Source organism: Akkermansia massiliensis, assembly GCF_018847375.1.
Lineage (GTDB): Bacteria > Verrucomicrobiota > Verrucomicrobiia > Verrucomicrobiales > Akkermansiaceae > Akkermansia > Akkermansia massiliensis.
Genome location: NZ_CP072036.1, coordinates 2671151 through 2692836, shown reverse-complemented (window position 1 = coordinate 2692836; position 21686 = coordinate 2671151). Strand labels below are relative to the sequence as shown.

The 21686-nt window shown below is 57.0% G+C and carries 21 protein-coding genes and 1 other RNA gene; 16 read left to right on the top strand and 6 right to left on the bottom strand.

Annotation, left to right across the window (positions count from 1 at the left end):
* Positions 1-12 precede the first annotated feature (12 nt).
* Together J5W70_RS11240 and J5W70_RS11235 are read left to right on the top strand one after the other, a co-directional pair.
* On the top strand, positions 13-849 hold the full coding sequence (locus J5W70_RS11240; RefSeq protein ID WP_146017785.1) for a hypothetical protein: 837 nt from the start codon (positions 13-15) through the stop codon (positions 847-849).
* A 6-nt stretch (positions 850-855) separates the two neighbouring features.
* Positions 856-1194 carry a YkgJ family cysteine cluster protein gene (locus J5W70_RS11235; protein WP_022398311.1) on the top strand — a complete coding sequence of 113 codons (339 nt, stop codon included), beginning with the start codon at positions 856-858 and terminating at the stop codon, positions 1192-1194.
* A gap of 27 nt (positions 1195-1221) precedes the next feature.
* On the opposite strand, the gene aroA is transcribed toward J5W70_RS11235, so the two are convergent.
* Positions 1222-2529 carry a 3-phosphoshikimate 1-carboxyvinyltransferase gene (aroA, locus tag J5W70_RS11230; RefSeq protein ID WP_022398310.1) on the bottom strand — a complete coding sequence of 436 codons (1308 nt, stop codon included), beginning with the start codon at positions 2527-2529 and terminating at the stop codon, positions 1222-1224.
* Positions 2530-2861: 332 nt separating this feature from the next.
* Here aroA and J5W70_RS11225 point away from each other — a divergent pair, with 332 nt between their 5' ends.
* The 7 genes from J5W70_RS11225 to J5W70_RS11195 all read left to right on the top strand — a co-directional run bounded on the left by J5W70_RS11225 (position 2862) and on the right by J5W70_RS11195 (position 9857).
* Entirely contained in the window at positions 2862-3314 is a 453-nt protein-coding gene (locus tag J5W70_RS11225; RefSeq protein WP_022398309.1) for a hypothetical protein, read from the top strand.
* A gap of 91 nt (positions 3315-3405) precedes the next feature.
* An RNA gene (gene rnpB / locus J5W70_RS11220) (RNase P RNA component class A) lies at positions 3406-3823 on the top strand.
* 139 nt (positions 3824-3962) lie between these two features.
* Positions 3963-5240, top strand: a complete 1278-nt coding sequence (gene murA, locus J5W70_RS11215; protein ID WP_022398308.1) for a UDP-N-acetylglucosamine 1-carboxyvinyltransferase — start codon at positions 3963-3965, stop codon at positions 5238-5240.
* A gap of 82 nt (positions 5241-5322) precedes the next feature.
* On the top strand, positions 5323-5592 hold the full coding sequence (locus J5W70_RS11210; RefSeq protein WP_022398307.1) for an HU family DNA-binding protein: 270 nt from the start codon (positions 5323-5325) through the stop codon (positions 5590-5592).
* Positions 5593-5723: 131 nt separating this feature from the next.
* Complete coding sequence (aroC, locus tag J5W70_RS11205) at positions 5724-6809, top strand: chorismate synthase (protein WP_022398306.1); 1086 nt, start codon at positions 5724-5726, stop codon at positions 6807-6809.
* Positions 6810-6831: 22 nt separating this feature from the next.
* A complete protein-coding gene (locus J5W70_RS11200; protein ID WP_022398305.1) occupies positions 6832-7728 on the top strand; it encodes a hypothetical protein in 897 nt (298 codons plus the stop codon).
* A 101-nt stretch (positions 7729-7829) separates the two neighbouring features.
* Entirely contained in the window at positions 7830-9857 is a 2028-nt protein-coding gene (locus J5W70_RS11195) for a tetratricopeptide repeat protein (RefSeq protein ID WP_102730969.1), read from the top strand.
* Between the two features lie 297 nt (positions 9858-10154).
* On the opposite strand, the gene J5W70_RS11190 is transcribed toward J5W70_RS11195, so the two are convergent.
* The 3 genes from J5W70_RS11190 to J5W70_RS11180 all read right to left on the bottom strand — a co-directional run bounded on the left by J5W70_RS11190 (position 10155) and on the right by J5W70_RS11180 (position 12217).
* Positions 10155-10589, bottom strand: coding sequence for a flavodoxin domain-containing protein (locus J5W70_RS11190; RefSeq protein WP_022398302.1), 435 nt, complete (start codon positions 10587-10589; stop codon positions 10155-10157).
* Positions 10590-10835: 246 nt separating this feature from the next.
* The gene (locus tag J5W70_RS11185) at positions 10836-11390 is read right to left on the bottom strand and encodes a hypothetical protein (protein ID WP_146019544.1); all 555 of its coding nucleotides are present in this window, start codon (positions 11388-11390) and stop codon (positions 10836-10838) included.
* 32 nt (positions 11391-11422) lie between these two features.
* The gene (locus J5W70_RS11180; RefSeq protein ID WP_022398300.1) at positions 11423-12217 is read right to left on the bottom strand and encodes a metallophosphoesterase; all 795 of its coding nucleotides are present in this window, start codon (positions 12215-12217) and stop codon (positions 11423-11425) included.
* A 215-nt stretch (positions 12218-12432) separates the two neighbouring features.
* Between J5W70_RS11180 and J5W70_RS11175 the strand changes: the two genes are divergently transcribed.
* Together J5W70_RS11175 and J5W70_RS11170 are read left to right on the top strand one after the other, a co-directional pair.
* On the top strand, positions 12433-13125 hold the full coding sequence (locus J5W70_RS11175; protein ID WP_022398299.1) for an iron-sulfur cluster assembly scaffold protein: 693 nt from the start codon (positions 12433-12435) through the stop codon (positions 13123-13125).
* Positions 13126-13170: 45 nt separating this feature from the next.
* Positions 13171-14178 (top strand): GGGtGRT protein, encoded by a 1008-nt coding sequence (locus J5W70_RS11170; RefSeq protein ID WP_022398298.1) that lies wholly within the window; start codon positions 13171-13173, stop codon positions 14176-14178.
* 125 nt (positions 14179-14303) lie between these two features.
* Here J5W70_RS11170 and J5W70_RS11165 read toward each other — a convergent pair whose 3' ends face one another.
* On the bottom strand, positions 14304-14894 hold the full coding sequence (locus tag J5W70_RS11165; RefSeq protein ID WP_022398297.1) for a hypothetical protein: 591 nt from the start codon (positions 14892-14894) through the stop codon (positions 14304-14306).
* 53 nt (positions 14895-14947) lie between these two features.
* Here J5W70_RS11165 and J5W70_RS11160 point away from each other — a divergent pair, with 53 nt between their 5' ends.
* From J5W70_RS11160 to J5W70_RS11140, 5 genes are all read left to right on the top strand, one after another.
* Positions 14948-15598: a hypothetical protein gene (locus tag J5W70_RS11160; protein WP_102730971.1), complete on the top strand. Its 651-nt coding sequence runs from the start codon at positions 14948-14950 to the stop codon at positions 15596-15598.
* 354 nt (positions 15599-15952) lie between these two features.
* The gene (locus J5W70_RS11155; RefSeq protein ID WP_022398295.1) at positions 15953-17047 is read left to right on the top strand and encodes a DNA adenine methylase; all 1095 of its coding nucleotides are present in this window, start codon (positions 15953-15955) and stop codon (positions 17045-17047) included.
* Between the two features lie 20 nt (positions 17048-17067).
* Entirely contained in the window at positions 17068-17955 is an 888-nt protein-coding gene (locus J5W70_RS11150) for a tyrosine recombinase (RefSeq protein WP_022398294.1), read from the top strand.
* An 822-nt stretch (positions 17956-18777) separates the two neighbouring features.
* On the top strand, positions 18778-20073 hold the full coding sequence (locus J5W70_RS11145) for a hypothetical protein (protein ID WP_022398293.1): 1296 nt from the start codon (positions 18778-18780) through the stop codon (positions 20071-20073).
* Positions 20074-20174: 101 nt separating this feature from the next.
* Positions 20175-21335 (top strand): iron-containing alcohol dehydrogenase, encoded by a 1161-nt coding sequence (locus J5W70_RS11140; protein ID WP_215832820.1) that lies wholly within the window; start codon positions 20175-20177, stop codon positions 21333-21335.
* Here the strand turns inward: J5W70_RS11140 and J5W70_RS11135 are convergent.
* Positions 21332-21682 carry a DUF190 domain-containing protein gene (locus J5W70_RS11135; RefSeq protein ID WP_022398291.1) on the bottom strand — a complete coding sequence of 117 codons (351 nt, stop codon included), beginning with the start codon at positions 21680-21682 and terminating at the stop codon, positions 21332-21334. The genes J5W70_RS11140 and J5W70_RS11135 overlap by 4 nt on opposite strands.
* Positions 21683-21686: the final 4 nt, after the last annotated feature.

The window sequence follows — 21686 nt, the reverse complement described above, 5'->3', positions numbered from 1 at the left end:
AAAACGTTCTACGTGATGGGAATTCTCTTTCAAGATAAAAAAATCGGCCTGGCCCTGTTGTGTGATAATGCCCCGTATACGCTGGCCATGACGCTGGCGTCCTATGAGAGGTCCGGGCTGCTGAATTATTTTGACGAGGCCTGCGTCGTTTTTCCGGAAAGCGCTGGCAAAGTATGTGAAACGGCGCTTTCTTACGGACTTTCCGCGGAGTCTTCTCCGGCGGAGGGCGGCTTCATAGGGGCGCTCCATACGGCGGTCAACGCGCTGGATACGGATTACGTGCTGCTGGCTGAGGATGACTGCATGATCTGGGAGCACCTGCGCGGGGAAACTCTGGAAAACCAGTTGAAACGAGCGGTGGAGCTGCTGATTTCCGGCCAGGCGGACATGGTGCGCCTGCGTCATGCCTGGCGCGGCTGCACGCGCTACAAGGCCGCCTATACGTATTCCTACTTTTATCCCGTGGAGCAGCTGGCCACCATGTGGGTGCATGCGGAAGGCCTGTCGGAAGCACCGGACTGGATCAAGAGCATCCGGCGCTTCTTCCATCCTTTCCGCTCCAAGCGTTCCATCGGCCGATGCGTTTATGTGGAACAAAATCCCCATCTGCGCTTTCCCGAATACATTACCAAGATTGATGAAGGCTACATCATTGACAGTGAGGTTTTCCAATGGACCAACCAGCCCACCCTCATCGCCCGCTCCAGAATCAGGCAGATTCTGACCGGGCTGGCGCAGGCTCCCGGCACCATCGGAAAACTGCCGCAGGACTTTGAAACCGCCGTCAACAACCCGCGGTGGAGGGACGCCCACATGAACATAGGCGTCATCAGGGGAATTTTCACTTAAAGGCGCATGGCGGAAAGAGGAAAGGCGGTGCAGTATGAATGCACCAGGTGCGGCGCATGCTGCCGCTGGGCCGGAGACGTGTGCATTGAGGAGGATGAAGTCCGGGAAATCTCCCGTTTCCTCCACATGGACGAACAGGCCTTCATTGACGAATGCTGCCGCCTGAGAGCCAACCGGCGCGGATTGTCCATCCGGGATGCGGAGGACGGCGCCTGCATGATGCTGGCGGAAGGCGGCTGCCGGATCAATCCCGTCAAACCGCGCCAGTGCCGGGACTTCCCCAACAAATGGAACTTCCCCGGCTGGCGCGACTTGTGCCGTGCCAGGGAAGTGGAAAAGGAATAAAAGCCTCCGGCGCTTTTTCAGGATTGTTTACAGGAACTGCGCCAGATCCCGTTCAAAGCCGGGATAGGAGGTATTGATGCATTCCGCATCCGCCAGCACGGTATCTCCCTGTGCGCTGAATCCGGCCACCAGGAAGCTCATGGCGATGCGGTGGTCTCCGTAGCTGGGCAATTCCGCGCCTTTCAGGGGAGCGCCTCCGTGAACGACCATGCCGTCGTCAAATTCCTCCACGTCCACCCCCATGAGCCGGAGATTGGCTGCCGTGGTGGCGATGCGGTCCGTTTCCTTGACGCGCAGTTCGCGGGCGTTGCGGACGATGAAGTCTCCCTGGCCCAGGGCTCCGGCCACGGCCAGGATGGGGATTTCATCAATCAGGTTGGGGATTTCTTCCGGAAGCAGGCTGGTGCCGTGCAGGGAATCCGAACCGTACACGGTAATATCCCCGTACGGTTCGCCCGCATCCTCCGGAGAAGTGGTCACAATGTCCATCCGCACCCCCATCCGTTTCAGTGCGCTGATGACGGCGTTCCGCGTGTTGTTCAGGCCCACCTGGCGTAGCGTCAGGCGGGAGCCGGGACGGCTGGCGGCGGCCACCATCCAGAAGGCGGCAGAAGAGATGTCTGCGGGAACCGTCAGGTCATGGGCGGCTGGGAGCGCCGGACCCTGGGTACTGACGGTGAGGCCGTCTACCGTGCAGGGCACGCTGAAATGGCGGAACAGGCGCTCCGTGTGGTCGCGGGTGACGGCGGGCTGATGCACGGTGGTGGCGCCGTCGGCAAACATGGCGGCCAGCAGGATGGCGCTCTTCACCTGGGCGCTCGCCATGGGAAGCGTGTAGGAAATGGGGCGCACCCGGCCGCCGTGGATAAACAGCGGAGCGCAGCCCGGCTTGGCGCCGCGGGCTTCAATCCGCGCGCCCATCTGTTCCAGAGGCTGCATGATGCGGCCCATGGGGCGGGAACTCAGGGAGGCGTCCCCGAACATTTCCGAATCAAAGGGGCAGGCAGCCAGCATGCCGGCCAGCAGCCTCATGCCCGTGCCGGAATTGCCGCAGTCGATGGGCCGTTCCGGAGCCGCGGGCTTCATGGCGACGCCCGTTATGCGGAAGCGGACGGGGCCATATCCCTCCCGTTCTTCCAGCACTTCCACCTTGGCCCCCAACTGCTCCATGGCGCGCAGGGTATTCAGGCAGTCTTCACTGCACAGGAAATTATCCACTTCCGTCACTCCCTTCGCCAGGCCGCCCAGGATGGCGGCGCGGTGGGAAATGCTTTTGTCTCCGGGTACGGTCAGTACCCCTTGCAGGGAAGAAATGGAATGGGAGCGAAGGTTCATGGACGTCCGGAAGAACTACCCTGTATTGGCCGCTGAATCAAGCCAATTACGAGACGGGCGGGAGGGGAGAGGATAGCGCCGGGACTCCGGGAAGGCGCTGGGCGGCGGTCCAGAATGGGGTTGATTTTCCGGAACGGTGACGTATATTAAGGCGCGTTATCGGCTGCATCCGCCTGAAAGGAAGGAGAGAGCTTTTCAGGATCAATGGATCAAGCTGGTTTTCATAGGTAGTAAGTTGGAGCGGCCACGGGAGTGATCCTGTGGCCGCTTTACTTTGTTTCAAAGGATTATTCGATATTGACATTCAATGCAGTATGGAATAAAAAAGGTTGATGAGTTTTATTGTCCGGACTGTCTTTCTCTGTACCGCGCTGAACGTCGTGGCCGCCTGTTCCCAGCGCCAATCCGTGCAGCCCGTTGCGGAAGCGGCCGTACATGTCAGCATCGGTGCCCTTGTGTACGACGTCACGTTGAAAGATGACGGAGTGGAGGTGGAGAGAAGGCCGTTCGCCTTATATGCGAATGCGCTGGGGAAGCAGTACCCTGTTAAAAAGGTATTTCTGAAAGGCGACGCCTACAAGGTGGAATCCCTGGCCAAAATCCTCTTAAAGGAAGGATGGACTAAAGGCGCCTCTCTTCAGCCGGAAGAGGCGGCCGTTTTTCTGCATGCCCCAGGAGAAAAGAAATTTCATCCGGTACCTGCCGCAAGCGGCAATACCGCCGTCTGCAAGGCTCTTAACAAAGCGTGCTATGAGGCGTGCCTGAAGGAGCCCGACATTTCCTAAGCCCGGATGAGAACAGGCAAGGGAACAAAAATGCCCTCCGTCCTGCTTTGGGCTTTACCGCGCGCCGCTGAAAGCGTATGTAGTCCGTGCCGATCAGGTTCGGGTGGTCGCTGTTCCGGTCTTCGGACCGGGGTAGAGGAAAGTCCGGACATCACAAGGCAGCGTGTCCCGTGAAAGCGGGAGACGGGAACCTCCCAAGGGTTCCCGGACGGAAAGTGCCACAGAAAACAAACCGCCCGGATGGGGTTCATCCCCATGCGGGCAAGGGTGAAAAGGGGAGGTAAGAGCTCACCGCTCCGAGGGCGACCGAGGAGGCATGGTAAACCCCGCGCGATGCAAGACAAACAGGGGAAGGGTTGCCTGCCCGCCGGATCCCCGGGTATTAGTCGCACCCGTTCCGTAAGACGAATGGGCGCGCGGAATGCTTCACCGCAGACCGCGTGAGAAAAATGACCGCACAGCCGGCTTTGGCCGGCGGACAAAATCTGGCTTACAGAACCTGATCGGCCCCTGTCTTTTTTGCCGGGATGTTTTCCGCCTCCTTTTCCGTGAAGGGAAACGTCCGGGAAATTGTCCGGTTCCGGGGGCTCTTTGGGGTTGCATGGGCGTCTCAAATGTGTAGAATCCGTCACCTAATTGCCACCCACTATGGAGAAGCTTGTTGTACACGGAGGTTTTACGCTGAGGGGAGCCGTCAATATCAGCGGGTCCAAAAATGCGTCCCTGCCCATTCTGGCCGCATCCCTGCTGACGGATGAGCCTGTGGTGGTGCGCCGTGTGCCGGATGTCTCCGATACCAATTTCATGGTCCAGATCATGGGCCAGCTGGGCGCCTCCGTGGAGAGGTCCAGCGGCAACGTGCGCGTGGAGGCCAGGAACCTGCATTCCGAGGCCGCCTATGAACAGGTGCGCAAGATGCGCGCCTCCATCTGCCTGATGGGCCCCCTGATGGCCCGCATGCAGCGGTGCGTGATTCCGCTGCCGGGCGGCTGCGTGATCGGCGACCGTCCCGTGGACCTGCACATCCGGGCCATTCAGGCTCTGGGCGCCCAGGTGCAGATTGAACGCGGCAACCTGGTTATCGAAGCGCCCCGGGGGTTGAAGGGAGCCACCATAGATTTGAGGGGCGACCACGGCCCCACCGTTCTGGGAACGGACAACCTGATGATGGCCGCCGTGCTGGCGGAAGGAACCACCGTCATTGAATCCGCCGCCTCCGAGCCGGAAGTGGTGGACCTGGCGAACTTCCTGATCAAGATGGGCGCCAATATCCAGGGCGCCGGAACGCGCCGGATCGTCATTGAAGGGGTTAAAAAACTCCGCGGCTGCAACCATACCGTCATTCCGGACCGCATTGAGGCCGGCACCTTCATGGTGGCCGCGGCCATGATGGGGGACGGCGTAACCCTGCGGCGCGTCTGTGAGGAGCACATGACCGTGGTGACGGACCTGCTCCGGAAATGCGGCCACCACGTGGAATTCAACGAACGGGGGGACACGGTCACCATCATTGCCGGGAATACGCCCAAATGCGGGGAAATCAAGACGGCCCCCTATCCCGGCTATCCCACGGACATGCAGGCCCAGATGACGGCCCTCTTTGCCACCACGCCGGGCATCTCCGTGGTGAAGGATACCATTTTTCCGCAGCGCTTCATGCACTGCTCCGAGCTCAAGCGCATGGGCGCGGATATCAAGGTGGACAACGGCACCGCTGTCATCTCCGGCGTGGAAAGCCTGAGCGGCGCGCCCGTCATGGCGTCTGATCTGCGCGCGTCCGCCGCGCTGGTGCTGGCCGCCTTGAAGGCGGAAGGCACCACGGAAATCCACCGCCTGTACCACATTGACCGGGGCTATGAAATGATTGACGAAAAGCTCCTGGCGATCGGAGCCGCGGTGGAAAGACAGCCGGATGACGACAATTAACGCCGTTTTTGGGTCCTGATTTGCCGGTGTACCGCATTTTTTCTTTACTGTCAGGGCTCCATATGCTATTCACCGAAGTCCTATGAACAAGGCTCAACTGATCGAATTGATTCAAAACAAGCTGGGTGCCGATACGACCAAGAAGCACGCTGAAGAAGCTCTGGCCGCTGTGCTGGAATCCATCAAGGAAGGCGTGCAGGAATCCGGCAAGGTGCAGATCATCGGCTTTGGTACGTTTGCTACCAAGACCCGTGAAGCCCGTACCGGCCGCAACCCGAAGACCGGCAAGGCGATCAACATTCCCGCCTCCAAGACGGTTGCTTTCAAGGCCTCTTCCGCCCTGAAGGACTAAGACGGCAGCTGCTTCCCAAAAGAGCACTTTTCTTTCAGCACCCCGTCCTCTGCGGACCGGGGTGTTTTTTTATGTCCCGCTGCGGAAGTCCACGGCTTGACCGGATGGACGCCGCCGTCTAGAATGCCGCCATGTCCAGCAGTTTTGGTCAGGTGTTCAGAATCTCCACCTGGGGTGAATCCCATGGAGCCGGGGTAGGCGTGGTGATTGACGGCTGTCCGTCCCTCGTCCCGGTGACGGAAGAAGCCATTCAGCGGGAGCTGGACCGGCGCAGGCCGGGGCAGAGCGACATCGTGACGCCCCGCAAGGAGGAAGACCGCGCGGAAATACTCTCCGGCGTGCTGGACGGCAAAACCCTGGGAACGCCCATCGCCGTCAGCGTGCGGAACAAGGACCACCGTTCCTCCGCCTATGATGAAATGGCCCACACGTACCGCCCCTCCCATGCGGACTACACGTACGACGCCAAATACGGCATCCGCGCCTGGGCGGGCGGCGGCAGGGCCTCCGCACGGGAAACCATCGGGCGCGTCGCCGCCGGGGCCGTAGCCAGGGCCGTGCTCAAGCAGGCCTTTCCCGGCATGGAGGTCATAGCCTGGGTGGACCAGGTGCATCACGTGAAAGCCTCCGTGGACTGGGAGGCCGTGACGGCCTCCGTCATTGAAAGCAACATCGTCCGCACGGCGGATCCCTCCGCGGCGGAAGCTATGATCGCCGCCATCAAGGAGGCGCGGGACGCCGGCAACTCCCTGGGCGGCGTGGTCAAATGCGTGGTGCGCGGCTGCCCTCCCGGACTGGGGGACCCTGTTTTTGACAAGCTGGACGCCACGCTGGCCCACGCCATGATGAGCATTCCCGCCACCAAGGCCTTTGCCGTGGGCTCCGGCTTTGAAGCGGCGGACATGACCGGGCTGGAACACAACGATCCTTTTTACATGCGGGACGGCCATGTGCACACCGTCACCAACCACTCCGGCGGCATCCAGGGCGGCATCTCCAACGGAGAAGACATCCTGATGCGCATCGGCTTCAAGCCCACCGCCACCTTGATGGTTGACCAGCAGACGGTCAACCAGGCAGGGGAGGACGCCCGGCTCAAGGGCAGGGGACGGCATGACGCCTGCGTGCTGCCGCGCGCCGTGCCCATTGTGGAAGCCATGGCCTGGCTCTGCCTGTGCGACCACTATCTGCGCCAGCGCTGCCAGCAGGCGTTGTAACGCGGCTTCTTTCCCGTCATTCATGGACTCCTCCCTCACATTCTACCTGGTACTGGGCGCGCTGCTGGTCGGCTTCATCGTGCTCGGCATGCTGAAGGGGATGATCAAGATGCTCCTGTTCGGCGCGGCGGTGCTCTCCGCCGTGGCAGCGTACTTCTGGCTGTCCAAATACGGCTTTACCTATCTCTCCTTCATCACCAGCGACCCGCGGGAATGGATGGTCACCGTGCTGTCCGTCGGGGGGGCTGCGGCAGTCTTCTTCATCTTCATGCACGGCCTGTTCTGGTTCAGTGACGTCTTCTCCTGGGGGCGGCGCATGGGCTTCGGCGGGGCCAAGGGCATCGTCACCACCATCCTGATGGCGGCGGTTGTCTGCTGGGTGGGCGTCATGTGCATCTTCTACTACGGCTCCATGGCGGAAATGACCCGCGCCCGCGAACTGGCGCTGTACCACATGGATCCCAGCCGCACCATTTCTCTGCCCGCCATTTACTCCGTCAAGAAGTCCATCACGGACAATCCCCACCTGAACTGGCTGGTGAAAATCTCCCCGGAACACGACCCGGAACGCCTCTCCCTGGCAAAAATGATTGCCTACCTGGTGACGCTCAGCCCTGAGCTCTCCGACCAGCGCCGCACCCAGCTGGATTGCTACATGCCCCGCTCCCGCATCACCAGCCGCGTGCTGAGCCTGAAAAGCCTGAGCGAAGACCCCGCCATCCGCCTGCTGGTGGAGAAGGGGGACATGCAGGGCCTTTATAACGACGTCAAGCTCACCCGCTTCCTGGAAGACCAGGACGTGCGCACCGTGCTGTCCCAGCTGGATGTGGACCGCGTCCTTGGCTTTGTCACGGAAACCCGCCAGACGGCCCCCGCCGGGAATGAATATATTCCCGAAGCCACTCCGATTGAGGAATAAGCGGGGATTCTTTTCTTCCCTGAATTGTTTTCATTCCTATTATCCTCTTTCCAAATGTTTTCCCGCTGGGTAGTATTGGATATATTCAAGATTGATTTGGCATGGACAAAGAAAAATTGAAGGGGGAATTGGAAAAATGGGAACGAGAGATCGCTCTTGATCCTGAAAATTTCACGGCTTATGTGAAGAGAGGGAATGTCCTGGATGACCTGGGACGCAGCGAGGAAGCGCTGGACAGCTACAACAGTGCTCTGGAAATCAACCCTGCTTACGATAAAGCCTATTGCAACAGGGGCATTGTATTGAAAAAATTAGAAAGGAAGGAGGAAGCTTTATCCAGTTACGATAAAGCGTTGGAAATCAACCCTGAAAATGATGCAACCCATTACAACAGAGGACATATTCTGGACGATCTCGGGAGGAAGGAGGAGGCGTTGCAGAGCTATGAAAAAGCGCTGGAAATCAATCCTGGGGACCATGCGGCCTACTACAATAAAGGAAATATCCTGAACGATCTCGGCCGGAAGAAGGAAGCGTTGGACAGCTATAACAAGGCTCTGGAAATCAGACCTGATTATGATAAGGCTTATTGCAACAGGGGCATTATCCTGAAAAGTTTAGGACAAAAGGAAGAGGCCCTTGCCAGCTACAACAAGGCGCTGGAGATCAATCCCGGTTACGATGCGGCCCATTATAACAAGGGAAATGTCCTGGATGACCTGGGAAGAAAGGAGGAAGCTCTGGCCAGCTATATTAAGGCATTGGAAATCAATCCTGGTTATGGGGCGGCCTGCTACAACAAGGGAAATGTCCTGGATGACCTGGGACGGAAGGAGGAAGCTCTTGCCTGTTATAACAAGGCGCTGGAAATCAACCCTCATCATGATGCAGCCCTGAACAATAAAGGGCTTTTATTATCCAATCTCGGCAAAAAGGAAGAGGCATTGGCTTGTTATATTCAAGCCATTCAAATCAATGCCGGTAATGAAATAGCCAAACGAAACCGGAGGTCGTTAGTGGGAAGCAAGGAATTCTGGGATGGCCTGTCAGAAAATAATCAGGTGGATTTATGGAGTGGAGACGAAGATTTCAATGTCCTGGCAAGCAGGGAAAAACTGGGTGGATGCTCCGGCAAAGATTTATCCTGTATTCACCGTCTGTGGGTGGAACAATATAGGCTTCTTTATTTGCTTAGCGCTGACCTTGAGCAGGTGGGGCATTACACTTCCTCTATGGTTTTTGAAACCTTGCTCCAAAAGCAGACGGAAACGGACGGTCACGCAAATCCCCTGTCGTTATGTAGCCTGGCTGCGGCTAATGATCCTACGGAAGGCACCGTTTTTCAGGCATTTCTAAAACAGGATTGTCTGCCTTCCCAGAGAATTCAGAGCCATCTTGCCGTATTGCAGGCTTCCTTTTCTTCTGCCATTGATTCCTTGAACCAGTTCCGCCTTTACGGAAAAAACAAGGGAGAGGAAGGAACCGGGCTGTGCCTGGTATTTAACCGATCCTTTTTTGCCAAGCCGGGAGAAACGTCCATGATTGCCGTCCAGAAAGAAGAGGACGACTCCTCCTCCGGAAAAGAGACTGACATGCGCCGCAAGCTCCCTCTTTACTGGGTATTGTATTATGATTGCTCTTCCGGTCGGGTGCATTATACCCCTGCATGTTCTGAATACTCGTTAAACAGGGATTTTAATGTTTGCGAAGACGCATTGAAAGAGTCTGAAAGAAAGAAATTGCAGGAGATAGGCAAATCATTGAAGAATATTCGGATGCTTTTTGAGTGTATCAGCGAAAAGGCTCAAAAAGCTGCCCTGGAGATGCTCATTTACCTGAGGCATCTGGTGAAGGATGCCGCCTTCAAGGATGAAAAGGAATTGAGGATTCTTTCTTTGCATCCTTATAATGACCAGAGTTCCCCTCTCAAGGTACTGGAGGGAAAAAACTGCCTGTCGGTCGGCTATTTGCCGGTTATTCATGAGGGGGAGGAATATCTGGAGAAGGTGATTGCCGGGCCCAAATTGAGAGATTTTGCCAACCTGGTGGATGTGGCCAAATTCAGGCTTCATCGGTTGGGCGGAAAGAAGAAAGTGGAGTTTTGCCAGTCGCGGGCGCCTTTGAGTTGAACTTGACGGGAATTCGGAAGGAATTTGTAACTTTTTATCTGAGGCGGCAAGAGATAATGAGGGAAGGAGGGTATTTTAACTTTGAAAGCCTTCGCCTTGCTTCGGAGGGAGCAAGTTGATAAGGGGGCCGGAGTCCCTTATTCCCAGGAGCGGCAAATGGTTTTACTGGGGACCTGTTTTTCAGGAAAAAAGAGCGCCTCTCCCAGCCCTGATGCCGGAAGAAGCGTTTTTTTAAAGGAGTGTCCGATTTGAAGATGAGGCGTTTTACACACCTTAAAAATAAAAAAGGAAGAAACGTCAGGAAAGTTTTTCCGCGAGGGCATCCACCCATTCCGGGAAGGTGTCGTCATAATCCCCATCGGACAGGGCTACCGGCAGCAGCCTTTGCGCCTTCAAACGTTCCAGGAAGGCATCGAAATCCTTGCCTGCCTGGCAGAAGTTTTCATAAAATTCATCCCCAAGGGCGAAGACGGCATAATTGACTGTGGAAAGGTCTTCCGAGGAGTCTTTCAATGCCTGGTACAGCGCCTCTGCATTGGAGGGAGGTTCTCCGTCTCCCCACGTGCTGGTGACGACCAGCAGCGTTCCCGCATTTTTCAACTGTTCCACCGTCATATCCTCCATATCAACCACTGTTGCCTGATGGCCGAGCTTTGTCAGTTTTTCCCGGGCCTCCCGGGCCAGGCTTTCCGAATTTCCTGTTTCCGTTCCGTAGATAATGGTGATTTCCATGTGTGCTGGTTGTTGTTACGACACCAGAAGTTAGATTAAACTAACTAATCAGGCAAGGCAAAACAGGATGCGTCTGGTCAAATTTTCCCTTCTTCTGCGGGCTTTCCGGACGTCAGTTTTTTCAGTCCGTTCATGTTCCATGGATTAAATCCTTCCAGAGAAAGGAGAGTAATCATGAGAAAAGATCCGAAGCCGGAGACGAGCAAGCCGCAGGGCGGCAAACGGAGCGGCGTGCTTGCAGGGAAATTATTCTACCCCGGATTCCTCCCGGCGGATCGTCAATGTGTGCGGGTGCTGGGGAAGGGTAAAGCACCAGCCGAAGAGGCGCACAAAGCGGTAGTAAAGCCCCTTGCGGCTGGCGTGCTGGCTGGTCATGAGGTCGTAGAAGGCCAGGTCAATCTGGTTTCTGGCGATGGGCGCGCCATTCATTTTAGCGTGCAGCATGGCGTCGTGAAACAGGGAAGGGAACAGCATGTCCGGCGGGGTGGTTCCCCAGGTGACGCCGTCCCAGCCGTAGCCGGGAGAGATGGTGAATGTACCGCCCTCCGCTTTCAGGCGGATGGTGGGGTCATACACGCTGACGGCGGTCCAGTGGCCGAAGTCCGCCTTTTTCCTACCGCTGGTCCAGCTGATGGCGTTTTTAGTGATGTAGAAGGGGTTGTCTTCGTAGAGGGTTCCTTCATACCATCCGGCCACGGCTTCCGGAGCCTTGACGGGGACGGAGCACGATTCCAGCGCCACGGCCATGCACGTCACTGTTAATAACAGGTAAATATCATGTGAATAAAAAGGAGAGGGCATAGGAGGGCAGGGAGTGTTCCGAACGATTGTTTTTATTGGATTTCCAGCACGATGATTTCCGGAGGGCAGCAGAAGCGGAGAGGAAGAACGCTGCATCCCAGCCCGCGGGTGATGAGGAAGGGGGTTCCGTTCAGCTGGGACCAGGGATAGGAGAATTTGGCTTTCTCCCGGGAGATGTTCGCCAGGGGCTTGCCGCCGGGCAGGCAGATCTGCCCGCCGTGGGTATGGGCGCTGATGACGGCGTCCGCCGTGCCGGGAGCCAGCAGGGGAAAGATGTCCGGCACGTGGGAGAGCAGGATGTGGGGAATGTCCGGGGAAAAACGCAGCGGCAGTTCCTCCTGCCTGATTCTCAGGTGGTAGTCGTCCCGAACGGAGGAAAGCTGCAAATCTCTGCCTCCGGGGAGGTGCAGCAGCAGGGAATCGTTCCACATGGGCAGGATGCCCAGCTCGGAAAACATGTTCCGCCACAGGTCCCAGCCGTAGTACTGGTCATGGTTGCCCTGTACGGCGAAGATGCCCAGGGGGGCCTTTAGCATCTTGAAGTATTCCCGGGCCGTTTCCGGACTCATGCTGCTCTCCCGGGTGTGGCCGTTGGCGTAGTCCCCCAGCAGGAAGATCATGTCCGGCTGGGCCTCCATGATTTTTTCCATGTACCGGCGCGCCTGGTCGTCGCCGTTCGGGCGCAGGTGGAAGTCTCCGGCGATCACGATCCGGAGCGGGGAGCCGCCTTTTTCCTTCCACTGCGGCACTTCCAGCGCGGTCGTGACGGTTTCCACGCGCCTGGGTTCCACCTGCCACGCCCACATGAATAAGGAAAAGCCGATCATCAGTATTGAGACAGAGATGATTGCAAGTTTGTTGAGAAGGGGATGACGCGGGAGTGACTTCATGCGGGGCGGGCTCCGGACTGATGATGAAGCATTTCGCCCGGTTTTCAATCATTCGTGTTTGCCAATCGGGATTTTGCTGGTATGATCCGTCCCGCTCAAGGTGGGGCTGTCCGATGACTGCAGGCCCATCTTCATATTAACATCCTAATACCATGCAGTTTACACACGAAATCGAACAAATGTGTTGCGTCAAGAAAGGCTGCAACCATGGTCCGGCCCCCATCCCGCAGGAAGGCAACTGGACGCAATCCAAGGAGATCACGGATATTTCCGGTCTGACCCACGGCGTGGGCTGGTGCGCTCCCCAGCAGGGCACCTGCAAGCTGACGCTGAACGTCAAGAACGGCATCGTTGAGGAAGCCCTTGTAGAAACCAGCGGCTGCTCCGGCATGACCCACTCCGCCGCCATGGCCGCGGAAATCCTGCCCGGCAAGACCGTGCTGGAAGCGATGAACACGGACCTCGTGTGCGACGCCATCAACACCGCCATGCGCGAACTGTTCCTGCAGATCGTTTACGGCCGCACTCAGAGCGCTTTCTCCGAAGGCGGCCTGCCCATCGGCGCCGGTCTTGAAGACCTCGGCAAGGGCCTCCGCTCCCAGATCGGCACCCTGTACGGCACCCGCGCCAAGGGCCCCCGCTATCTGGAAATGGCCGAAGGCTACATCACCAAGCTGGCTCTGGACGAAGACGGCGAAATCATCGGCTATGAGTTTGTGCGCATGGGCCCGATGATGGAAATGATCAAGAAGGGCGTGGACGCCAACGAAGCCGTCGCCAAGTGCACGGGCAACTACGGTCGTTTCGACGAGGCCGCCAAGTACATCGATCCTCGTCACGAATGAGATTGAATTAAAAAGAGTATATCAACTTCAAGCACTATTACCATCATGCCTCTTTTCGAATCCTACGACCGCCGCATCAAGCAGATCAATGAAGCCCTGGCCAAATACGGCATCGGCTCCATTGAAGAAGCGGAACAACTCTGCCTTTCCAAGGGCATCAACGTTCGCGAAATCGTGAACGGCATCCAGCCCATCGCGTTTGAAAACGCCGGCTGGGCCTATGTGGTGGGCGCCGCCATCGCCATCAAGAAGGGCTGCACGAAGGCTGCGGACGCCGCTGAAGCCATTGGTGAAGGCCTCCAGTCCTTCTGCATTCCCGGTTCCGTTGCGGACGACCGCAAGGTGGGCCTGGGCCACGGCAACCTGGCCGCCATGCTCCTGCGCGATGAAACGGAATGCTTCTGCTTCCTGGCCGGCCATGAATCCTTTGCCGCCGCTGAAGGCGCCATCGGCATTGCCAAATCCGCCAACCGCGTCCGCAAGCAGGACCTGCGCGTCTGCCTGAACGGCCTCGGCAAGGATGCCGCGTACATCATCTCCCGCATCAACGGCTTCACGTACGTGCAGACCAAGTTCGACTATGCCACGGGCAAGCTGAACATCGTCCAGGAGAAGGCTTTCTCCAAGGGCCCGAAGGCCGCTGTGCGCGTGTACGGCTGCGACGACGTGCGCGAAGGCGTGGCCGTCATGTGGAATGAAGGCGTGGACGTCTCCATCACCGGGAACTCCACCAACCCCACCCGCTTCCAGCACCCGGTAGCCGGCACCTACAAGAAGGAATGCAACGAGAAGGGCAAGAAGTACTTCTCCGTGGCTTCCGGCGGCGGTACGGGCCGCACCCTGCACCCGGACAACATGGCTGCCGGTCCCGCCTCCTACGGCATGACCGATACCATGGGCCGCATGCACTCGGACGCCCAGTTCGCCGGCTCCTCCTCCGTGCCCGCCCACGTGGAAATGATGGGCCTTATCGGCATGGGCAACAACCCGATGGTCGGCGCTTCCGTAGCGGTGGCCGTGGCTGTTGAAGAAGCCGCCAGGCAGAACGCCTGAGAACGCTGTTAAAATTCACAGAGCCGCTTTCCCGATGAATGGGGAAGCGGCTCTTTTTTATGGTTGAAAGGAAAAGGCGAAAAGCAAAACCGGAACTGTTCCGGAAGCTTCCGCTTTTGTTCATATCAGCTCCCGATGCGGAACCTTCCGTCCCGGTCCGTGCGGGGAGGCAGGCCGCGAGAAGGCGCGGATCTTCTGGAAACAACCGTCGGTCTGGCCGCGGCTGGCGTGACAACGCGGATTTCCGTGCGGCCGGAAGCTGCGGGAGCGGCAGATTTCCCGGGTTCCGCACCGTGAACGGGGGCGGGAGCAGGAACGGCGCCGACAATCAGTTTTTGCTGTTCATGGGCCTTGTAGGCGCGTTGCAGGGTAAAGTCCCTCCGTTCTCCGGGTTTCAGGGAATAATCCGCCTTCTTGCTCTCCCCGGCCTTTTGGGCCAGAGGCTCCACACGCTGCTGCAACTGCGCGGCGGCGTCCAGCTTCCCGGCCACCCACTCCGGATTCCATTCCGGAGTTGAACTTTTCAGGGACTGAAGCAGCTCCGCGGCTTTTTTGCCGCTTTCCAGGGCTGCCTTGTAATCGCCTTCCTTCTCCAGGCGCGCGGCGCGCGTCAGGGAAAGGTTGGCTTCGTAAAATGTGTCTCCGGGACCGCCCAGGGCCGTTGTTGCCGCCAGGAGCATGCAGAGCAGGGAGCAGGGTAGAAGATGCCTTTTCATGATTGTTGGCACTATAACATGCACGGCTGTTTTGGAAAGGCCTTTCTTCCGGCATGTCCGCATGGAGCAGGGGAGGGACGCTACATAGAGGTTCCGGAAAGGAAGCGGGCGACCTTCTTCTTTTTTTACGAAGGAAGTCCATCAAATTTGCGGCTAAGCATTTGAAAAACCTCCTGCGAGGTACGGTCAGGCTTCCTGATCCAATCGTAAAAATTTTTCCCATTGACCGGAATCCTCACGTTCCCCAGTCGTTTCAGCTTGATGTCTATTTGTTCAAAGCAGCGTTTATTGCAACATGCCCCTCCCCCTCCAAGGTCGGGAAAGAGACTCATTACGATGCCTATTTTGGTTTGGAGTATCTTTTGTTCTTTTGCTTTCAATATTCTCTGATTGATGGAGATACGCCATTCCTTTTCTCTGTCGGTCAGATTTCTCTTGCGCCATGTACTAATGTAGAATCGGTATTCATCCTCATTGATGATCCTATTATTCAGCGCTTCGCCCAAACATGCCGGATTAAGAGGTTTCGTGATATCTTTCCGAACCCGGCGGATGGCATCGAAATGTTTGGATTTGCTGATTCCCGTAAATTTCTTTACGCAGCAATTCCCTACAATCAGGGGATTCCTATTAAGGATATTTCTCATAGCACAATGCTCTATGATAAAGTGACCGCAAATGCATGTTCCTCCTTCTTCTACTGAATATGTTTCCACGTGTTCCCATTCCTGCAACGCGGACGGAAACCGCTTGGATTCGGACTTAGCTACCAGCTCTGAGCAGAATTGATCCATAGATGAATTATTCATGATTTTATTTTCTATTCATGAGACGTGCGTGAATGCACCCTCACTATTCAGGGAAATTTTCAAAATGTATTTCCCCTTCCATATATTTCCCTCCCGTCTCTTTCAGCAGGCACGGGTTTCTTCCTTATTCCAAGAGCATATCTTCCATTTCCGTATCCGGCACAACTTGACGGAAAGGCCGGAGTGCCGTATGCTGGTTGAGACCTGTATATGACCCGGAACGAGCCATCATCCCTCCCAGCGCCGCAGATGGAGGAAGATCCCAGATACCTGACGGAACAGATTGTGACGTATCTGGGTAACAAGCGTTCCCTGCTTCACTTCCTGGGTACGGGACTGGAACAGGTGAAAAGCCGCCTGGGGAAGGACAGGCTGAAGGCCGGGGACCTGTTTTCCGGTAGCGGCATTGTAGCCCGTTTCCTGAAAAAGCATTCGGAAGAGTTGATTGTCAATGATCTGGAAGAGTATAGCCGCATCGTTAACACCTGCTACCTGAGCAATCCGGAGGAAGTGGAGAATCTGGAGCTGGAGAGGCATTACAGGCGCCTGCTGCGGTATATGGAGGAGCACGAGTCCCCGGGGTTCATCACGGAGTTGTACGCGCCCAAAAATCCAGACAGCATCACGCCGGAAGACCGCGTTTTTTATACGCGCCGCAATGCCGTGTACCTGGATACGGCCCGGCAGACCATCAACCTGCTTCCGGAAGAGGTAAGGCCCTATTTCATCGCCCCCCTTCTGGCGGAGGCTTCCGTGCATACGAACACATCCGGCGTGTTCAAGGGATTTTACAAGGACAGGCACGGCGTCGGCAAGTTCGGCGGAACGGCCGGCAACGCTCTTTCCCGCATCCTGGGGGATATTTCACTGCCGTTCCCCGTGTTTTCCCGGTTTAACTGCCGGTTTTCCATCCACTGCCGTGACGCCAATGAACTGGCCGCGGAATTGCCGGAGATGGATGTGGTGTACCTGGACCCTCCCTACAATCAGCATCCGTACGGTTCCAACTATTTCATGCTGAACCTGCTGTCCTCCTATGAGAAGCCGGCGGAAACCAGCCGTGTTTCCGGCATTCCCGCGGATTGGAAACGCTCCACGTACAACAGCCGCCAGCATGCCCCGGCGGCCCTGTTCCGGCTGCTGGAGGAATGCCCGGCCAAGTTCATTCTCCTTTCGTACAGTTCGGAGGGCTTCATCAGTTATGAGGAAATGACGAATTTCCTTGGCCGTATGGGACATATCGTCACGCTGGAAACCCCGTACGCCACATTCCGCGGCAGCCGGAATTTGAGGAACCGCCCGCAGAACGTGACGGAGTTCCTGTTCCTGGTGGAACGGTTTTAACGGGCAGGGGAGGTAACACCATGAAAACCCATCTGGAACGCTTCATCCGTTTTCTGGCCGCAGAGAAAGGCTTGAGCGCCGCCTACCAGCTTTCCGTGAGGCAGACGCTGGAGGAATTCGCCCGGTTTCTGGGTACGGAAGACGCTGATCTTTCCCATGTGGACATCGGCACGCTTACGGAGTTCCTCCGGCATTTGCAGGCCCGCGGCATGGCCCGCAGCTCCATGCGGGTGGAAATGGTGCATTTGCGCATCTTTTTCCGCTGGCTGGCCGGGATGGGGATGCTGGAAAAAGACCCCTCCGCCTTTCTGGAAATGCCCCGGCAGGGGCTGTCGCTCCCCCATGTGCTGGATCAGCAAACCGTTTCAACACTGCTTGAAAGTGTTGACGTTCAGGATATTCCTCTCGGCTGTAGAGACAGAGCCCTGCTGGAGATGATTTACGCCTGCGGCATGCGCGTGAGTGAAGTAATCAGTTGCAAATTAGAGAGTTTAGATATGGATGATGCCTTTGTCCGCGTGCTGGGGAAGGGGGAGAAAACGCGGCTGGTGCCTGTGGGTAGGTCCGCCTTGGAGGCGTTGAGGACGTATCTGGAGAAAGGGAGGCCCAGGCTGGTCAAGCCGGGGACGAAAAGCCATATTTTCCTGACGGTGCGCGGACGGCCGCTGACCAGGGAACGGGTACGCCAGATTCTCCGGGAACGCGCCAGGGCCGCGGGAATAGAACAGCATGTCTTCCCGCATATCCTCCGGCATTCCTTCGCCACGCATCTGCTGGAGAACGGCGCCGACCTCCGCATCATTCAGGAAATGCTGGGGCATGCCGATATTTCCACCACCCAGATTTATACGCATCTGGAACAGCAGCGGCTGAATGCCATTCATCACCGCTTCCATCCCAGGGGATAATAAAGCTATTCTCATCCATGTGCCTTCTGCGGGCATATATCTTTTAAAATCAAAGTCCAGCGCGTTTATTTCACTAGTTCCATATTTTGCATTACATATATTATGCGAAGTATTAAATCAGGGTGAATCTCCGCCCGTTTTTCCTTCTTCTTCGAGTTTTTACATTCCCCCGTCAGCCAGAAGGGGTTTGCGGCAACTGGACAAATATTGGACTGAGCGTTTGCGAAGAGTTATAGAATGAATAAAGAGTACGGCTTTTAGCCGAGTATTGATTCAGAAGCCTGCAACGCTCCAGATTGCTTTTTCACTTTCCTCCCCATTTCCCGATAGCTGCTCTCTTCCGGCAATAAGAGCATCGCTGGGATTTTCATGCGTCGCTTCCTGCTGTCCACGCGTCTGTACGAAGGCCGGGAAACCGCTTTGCGGTTGGACGGAAAGCGGAAAGCTTGAAGTCTGAAAGAGGCACGAACCAAACCTCCGTTCCCCAGGGGGACTGCCTCCTGTCAAAAACATGGGAACATTCCATGCACCCTGTATTTTCCAGTGGGCTTCATTTCTGGATCCCGTCCCTGATCAAATTTCTCCATTTAAAGGGGATTTTCAGTATTGCCAACCTTTCTTCCATCCCCATCCGTCGCTGAAAACCCCCATCTAGCCTGCCTCTCCATTCCCATAAAAATAAAAAGTCTTTCACTGACTAACCTATTATAACGCGGCAGAAACGGGAAAATTCCTTTTCCCTCCTTAAAAGTTCATCCGGATACCCCTTCCCCTCGCTTCTCTCTTGCCAGACCGTCATTCATCCGTCATAATGAAAAAAGCATGAATACTTTCGTCTCTCTTTGCGTGATCGGAGGCCTCAGCCTGGGCTCCCTCTGTTATGCGCAGCACATGGATAACGATGCCAAGAAGAAGGTGATCAAGGATTTGGATAACCTGCTCGCCCTGAACAGGTCTGCGGAAACCAAGGTGATCAATGCCGCCATCAGCAAGCTGAATTCCGCCGGCAGGGATCCCAGCGCCGCGTACGACCTGCTGATCCAGTCCAAAAAGTTCCTGATGGAAGCGGAAAAGGAGAAGGACAAGAGCCAGGGCAAGAGCGCCAAGATTGCCTCCAATTCCCTGAAGGACTGGATGGACCGCGAGGCCAAGAAATACCAGGACAAGAATGCCCGTAAGGGATTGATGCTTCAATACCAGTGGGGCGTGCTCGTCCTCAAGGCCCGCCTCAAGGAAAACCTGATGAACGCTACGTCAAGCTCCACCGGCGGAACGGAGGAGGAGACTCTGGACGTTACGGAGTTCCAGAAGCCGGCCATGGATTTGCTGAACGCCTACCTGGCCGCCTGCTCCGACCCTGATTTTGTCGATCCCTCTTCCACTTCTTCCAAAAATAACAATGGAGGTGGAGCCGGGAAAGCCGGAGCCCGCATTGCGGAACAATCCGTTTTGAATACGGAGGTCGGGGAGGCCCTGGGCATCGGCAGCATGTCTTCCAAGGCTTTTCCGGATTCCATGAAAAACCGGGACGAGATTTTCGACAAGCTTTTCTTCACGGGATACCGCAAGACGCGCAATCTTCCGGCCCTCCGGCAGGCATGGGGCAAGAGAATTTCCATGGAAGTGGCTCTCGGCAAGGTAAGCCATGCCATTTCCACCGGCAAGAAGTCCGGCATGCAGGGACGCATTGCCAATGCGTCCGAAGACGAGTTTGACGAACAGGATTCCTCCGTCCTGGACCGCCTGCGCTGGCGCTGCGAACTGGATTGCTTTGACCTGGGCGACCAGGCGAACGCCACGCGGAACATGATGACGCTGATCCGGACGACGGTAGACCCGGTGCGCCGGGAACAAGGTATCCGCACCCTCCGGGACAAGCTGGTCCAGAGCATGAAGAGCATGATCGCTTCCTCGGAAGATGAAACCATGGCGGACGGTTCTTCCTCCTCCTCTTCAGCCTCCCCTCGTCCCGCGGTGCGGCCTCCCAGAAGGAAGACGCCGCCCACCACGATCACGACCAGCCGTGAAATGGACGATCCCGGAGCCATCGGCACGGATGTGCCGAAGCCGCCCAAGCCGGACCCCACCCGGAGCGACGATTTTTTTGAAGACGCATAACGCTTTTCAGTAAAGGCTGTTGCCTGCACGGCGGCTCCGGAGTTGATGGAATGCACAGAGCATCCTTGACGTCCGGAGCCGCTGTTTTATACAGTAGGGCCATGTATCAGCCATTTCAATTTTTCATGCCCGCGCAAATTTTCTTTGGCGCGGGTTCTTTGGACAATCTTGGTTACGCTCCCCTGCCCGGCGCCAAGGCCCTGATTGTCATCGGCGGCACGTCCGTCAGGCGGCTCGGGTATCTGGACCGGGTGCAGGCTTTGTTGAAGAACCAGGGAGTGGAGAGCGTCGTTTTCGACAAGGTGCAGCCCAACCCCGTGGTGGAGCACGTGATGGAGGCCGCCGCGCTTGCCAGGGAGACAGGCTGTGATTTCGTCGTCGGCCTGGGCGGAGGCAGCAGCATGGATTCCGCCAAGAGCATCGCCGTGATGGCTGCCAATCCGGGAACCTACTGGGATTACATCCAGGGCGGTTCCGGCAAGGGGCTTCCCATTCCCAACAAGCCTCTTCCCATCGTTTGCATCACCACCACGGCAGGGACCGGAACGGAAGCGGATCCGTGGACCGTCATCACGAAGGAGGATACGCAGGAGAAGATCGGCTTCGGCTTCAAGGGCACCTTCCCCACCATGTCCATCGTGGATCCGGAGCTGATGCTTTCCGTACCGCCCAAATTGACGGCCTACCAGGGCTTTGACGCCCTGTTCCACGCCGTGGAGGGGTACATGGCCACGATTGCCTCTCCCATGGGGGACATGTTCGCGCTACAGGCCATTGAATACATCGCCAAATACCTTCCCCGCGCCGTGAGCAACGGGGACGATCTGGAAGCGCGCGCCTACGTCGCCCTGGCCAATACCTATTCCGGCTTTGTGGAGACCATTTCCTGCTGTACGTCGGAACACTCCATTGAACACGCCCTCAGCGCGTTCCATCCCGCTCTCCCGCACGGCGCGGGCCTGATCATGATTTCCTGGGCCTATCATGAAGCCTATGCCCCCGCCTGCCCGGAACGTTACGCCAGGGTAGCCGCCGCCATGGGGCAGGAAGCTTCCGTGGACGGCTTCCTGAACGGCCTGAACAAGCTGAAGGAGGCCTGCGGCGTGGACAAACTGAAGATGTCCGAGTTCGGCATTACCCCGGATTTGTTTGACGAATACGCCAGAACGGCCTTTTCCACCATGGGCAACCTGTTTGAGCTGGACCGCTGCAAGTTCACTCCGGCGGACGTCGTCAGCATCCTGGAAAAGTCCTATTCCTAGGAGCGGGTACCGCCGACAGGATAAACGCGGACAGGCTGCGTGCACACCAGGCAGCCGTGCGGCAGCCTGTCCAGCCAGCAGGAGATTTTGCCCAGGAACGTTTCAATGCGTTCTGAGGTGTCTACGATTTCAATGATGACGGGCACCTTCTCGACAATTTCCCAGAATGTGGGGCTCATCAGGCGCGTATGCCGCCCGGCCCCCATCAGTCCCTTGTACACGGTGCAGCCCGCCATGCCGTAGCGGCGGGTAGCGTAGGCTACGGCCTCGTGGACGGGTACGTGTCTGACGGCGTCGGTGCTGCTGACGTAGATGCGCAGCATGAGGTTTTCTTCCGGAGTGTTCATGATT

Excerpts from the sequence above, each read along its gene's own strand:
- J5W70_RS11235 (WP_022398311.1), top strand. The coding sequence starts at position 856 with ATGGCGGAAAGAGGAAAGGCGGTGCAGTATGAATGCACCAGGTGCGGC.
- aroA (WP_022398310.1), bottom strand. The coding sequence starts at position 2,529 with ATGAACCTTCGCTCCCATTCCATTTCTTCCCTGCAAGGGGTACTGACC.
- J5W70_RS11225 (WP_022398309.1), top strand. The coding sequence starts at position 2,862 with ATGAGTTTTATTGTCCGGACTGTCTTTCTCTGTACCGCGCTGAACGTC.
- murA (WP_022398308.1), top strand. The coding sequence starts at position 3,963 with ATGGAGAAGCTTGTTGTACACGGAGGTTTTACGCTGAGGGGAGCCGTC.
- J5W70_RS11210 (WP_022398307.1), top strand. The coding sequence starts at position 5,323 with ATGAACAAGGCTCAACTGATCGAATTGATTCAAAACAAGCTGGGTGCC.
- aroC (WP_022398306.1), top strand. The coding sequence starts at position 5,724 with ATGTCCAGCAGTTTTGGTCAGGTGTTCAGAATCTCCACCTGGGGTGAA.
- J5W70_RS11200 (WP_022398305.1), top strand. The coding sequence starts at position 6,832 with ATGGACTCCTCCCTCACATTCTACCTGGTACTGGGCGCGCTGCTGGTC.
- J5W70_RS11195 (WP_102730969.1), top strand. The coding sequence starts at position 7,830 with ATGGACAAAGAAAAATTGAAGGGGGAATTGGAAAAATGGGAACGAGAG.
- J5W70_RS11190 (WP_022398302.1), bottom strand. The coding sequence starts at position 10,589 with ATGGAAATCACCATTATCTACGGAACGGAAACAGGAAATTCGGAAAGC.
- J5W70_RS11185 (WP_146019544.1), bottom strand. The coding sequence starts at position 11,390 with ATGCCCTCTCCTTTTTATTCACATGATATTTACCTGTTATTAACAGTG.
- J5W70_RS11180 (WP_022398300.1), bottom strand. The coding sequence starts at position 12,217 with ATGATCGGCTTTTCCTTATTCATGTGGGCGTGGCAGGTGGAACCCAGG.
- J5W70_RS11175 (WP_022398299.1), top strand. The coding sequence starts at position 12,433 with ATGCAGTTTACACACGAAATCGAACAAATGTGTTGCGTCAAGAAAGGC.
- J5W70_RS11170 (WP_022398298.1), top strand. The coding sequence starts at position 13,171 with ATGCCTCTTTTCGAATCCTACGACCGCCGCATCAAGCAGATCAATGAA.
- J5W70_RS11165 (WP_022398297.1), bottom strand. The coding sequence starts at position 14,894 with ATGAAAAGGCATCTTCTACCCTGCTCCCTGCTCTGCATGCTCCTGGCG.
- J5W70_RS11160 (WP_102730971.1), top strand. The coding sequence starts at position 14,948 with ATGTCCGCATGGAGCAGGGGAGGGACGCTACATAGAGGTTCCGGAAAG.
- J5W70_RS11155 (WP_022398295.1), top strand. The coding sequence starts at position 15,953 with ATGGAGGAAGATCCCAGATACCTGACGGAACAGATTGTGACGTATCTG.
- J5W70_RS11150 (WP_022398294.1), top strand. The coding sequence starts at position 17,068 with ATGAAAACCCATCTGGAACGCTTCATCCGTTTTCTGGCCGCAGAGAAA.
- J5W70_RS11145 (WP_022398293.1), top strand. The coding sequence starts at position 18,778 with ATGAATACTTTCGTCTCTCTTTGCGTGATCGGAGGCCTCAGCCTGGGC.
- J5W70_RS11140 (WP_215832820.1), top strand. The coding sequence starts at position 20,175 with ATGTATCAGCCATTTCAATTTTTCATGCCCGCGCAAATTTTCTTTGGC.
- J5W70_RS11135 (WP_022398291.1), bottom strand. The coding sequence starts at position 21,682 with ATGAACACTCCGGAAGAAAACCTCATGCTGCGCATCTACGTCAGCAGC.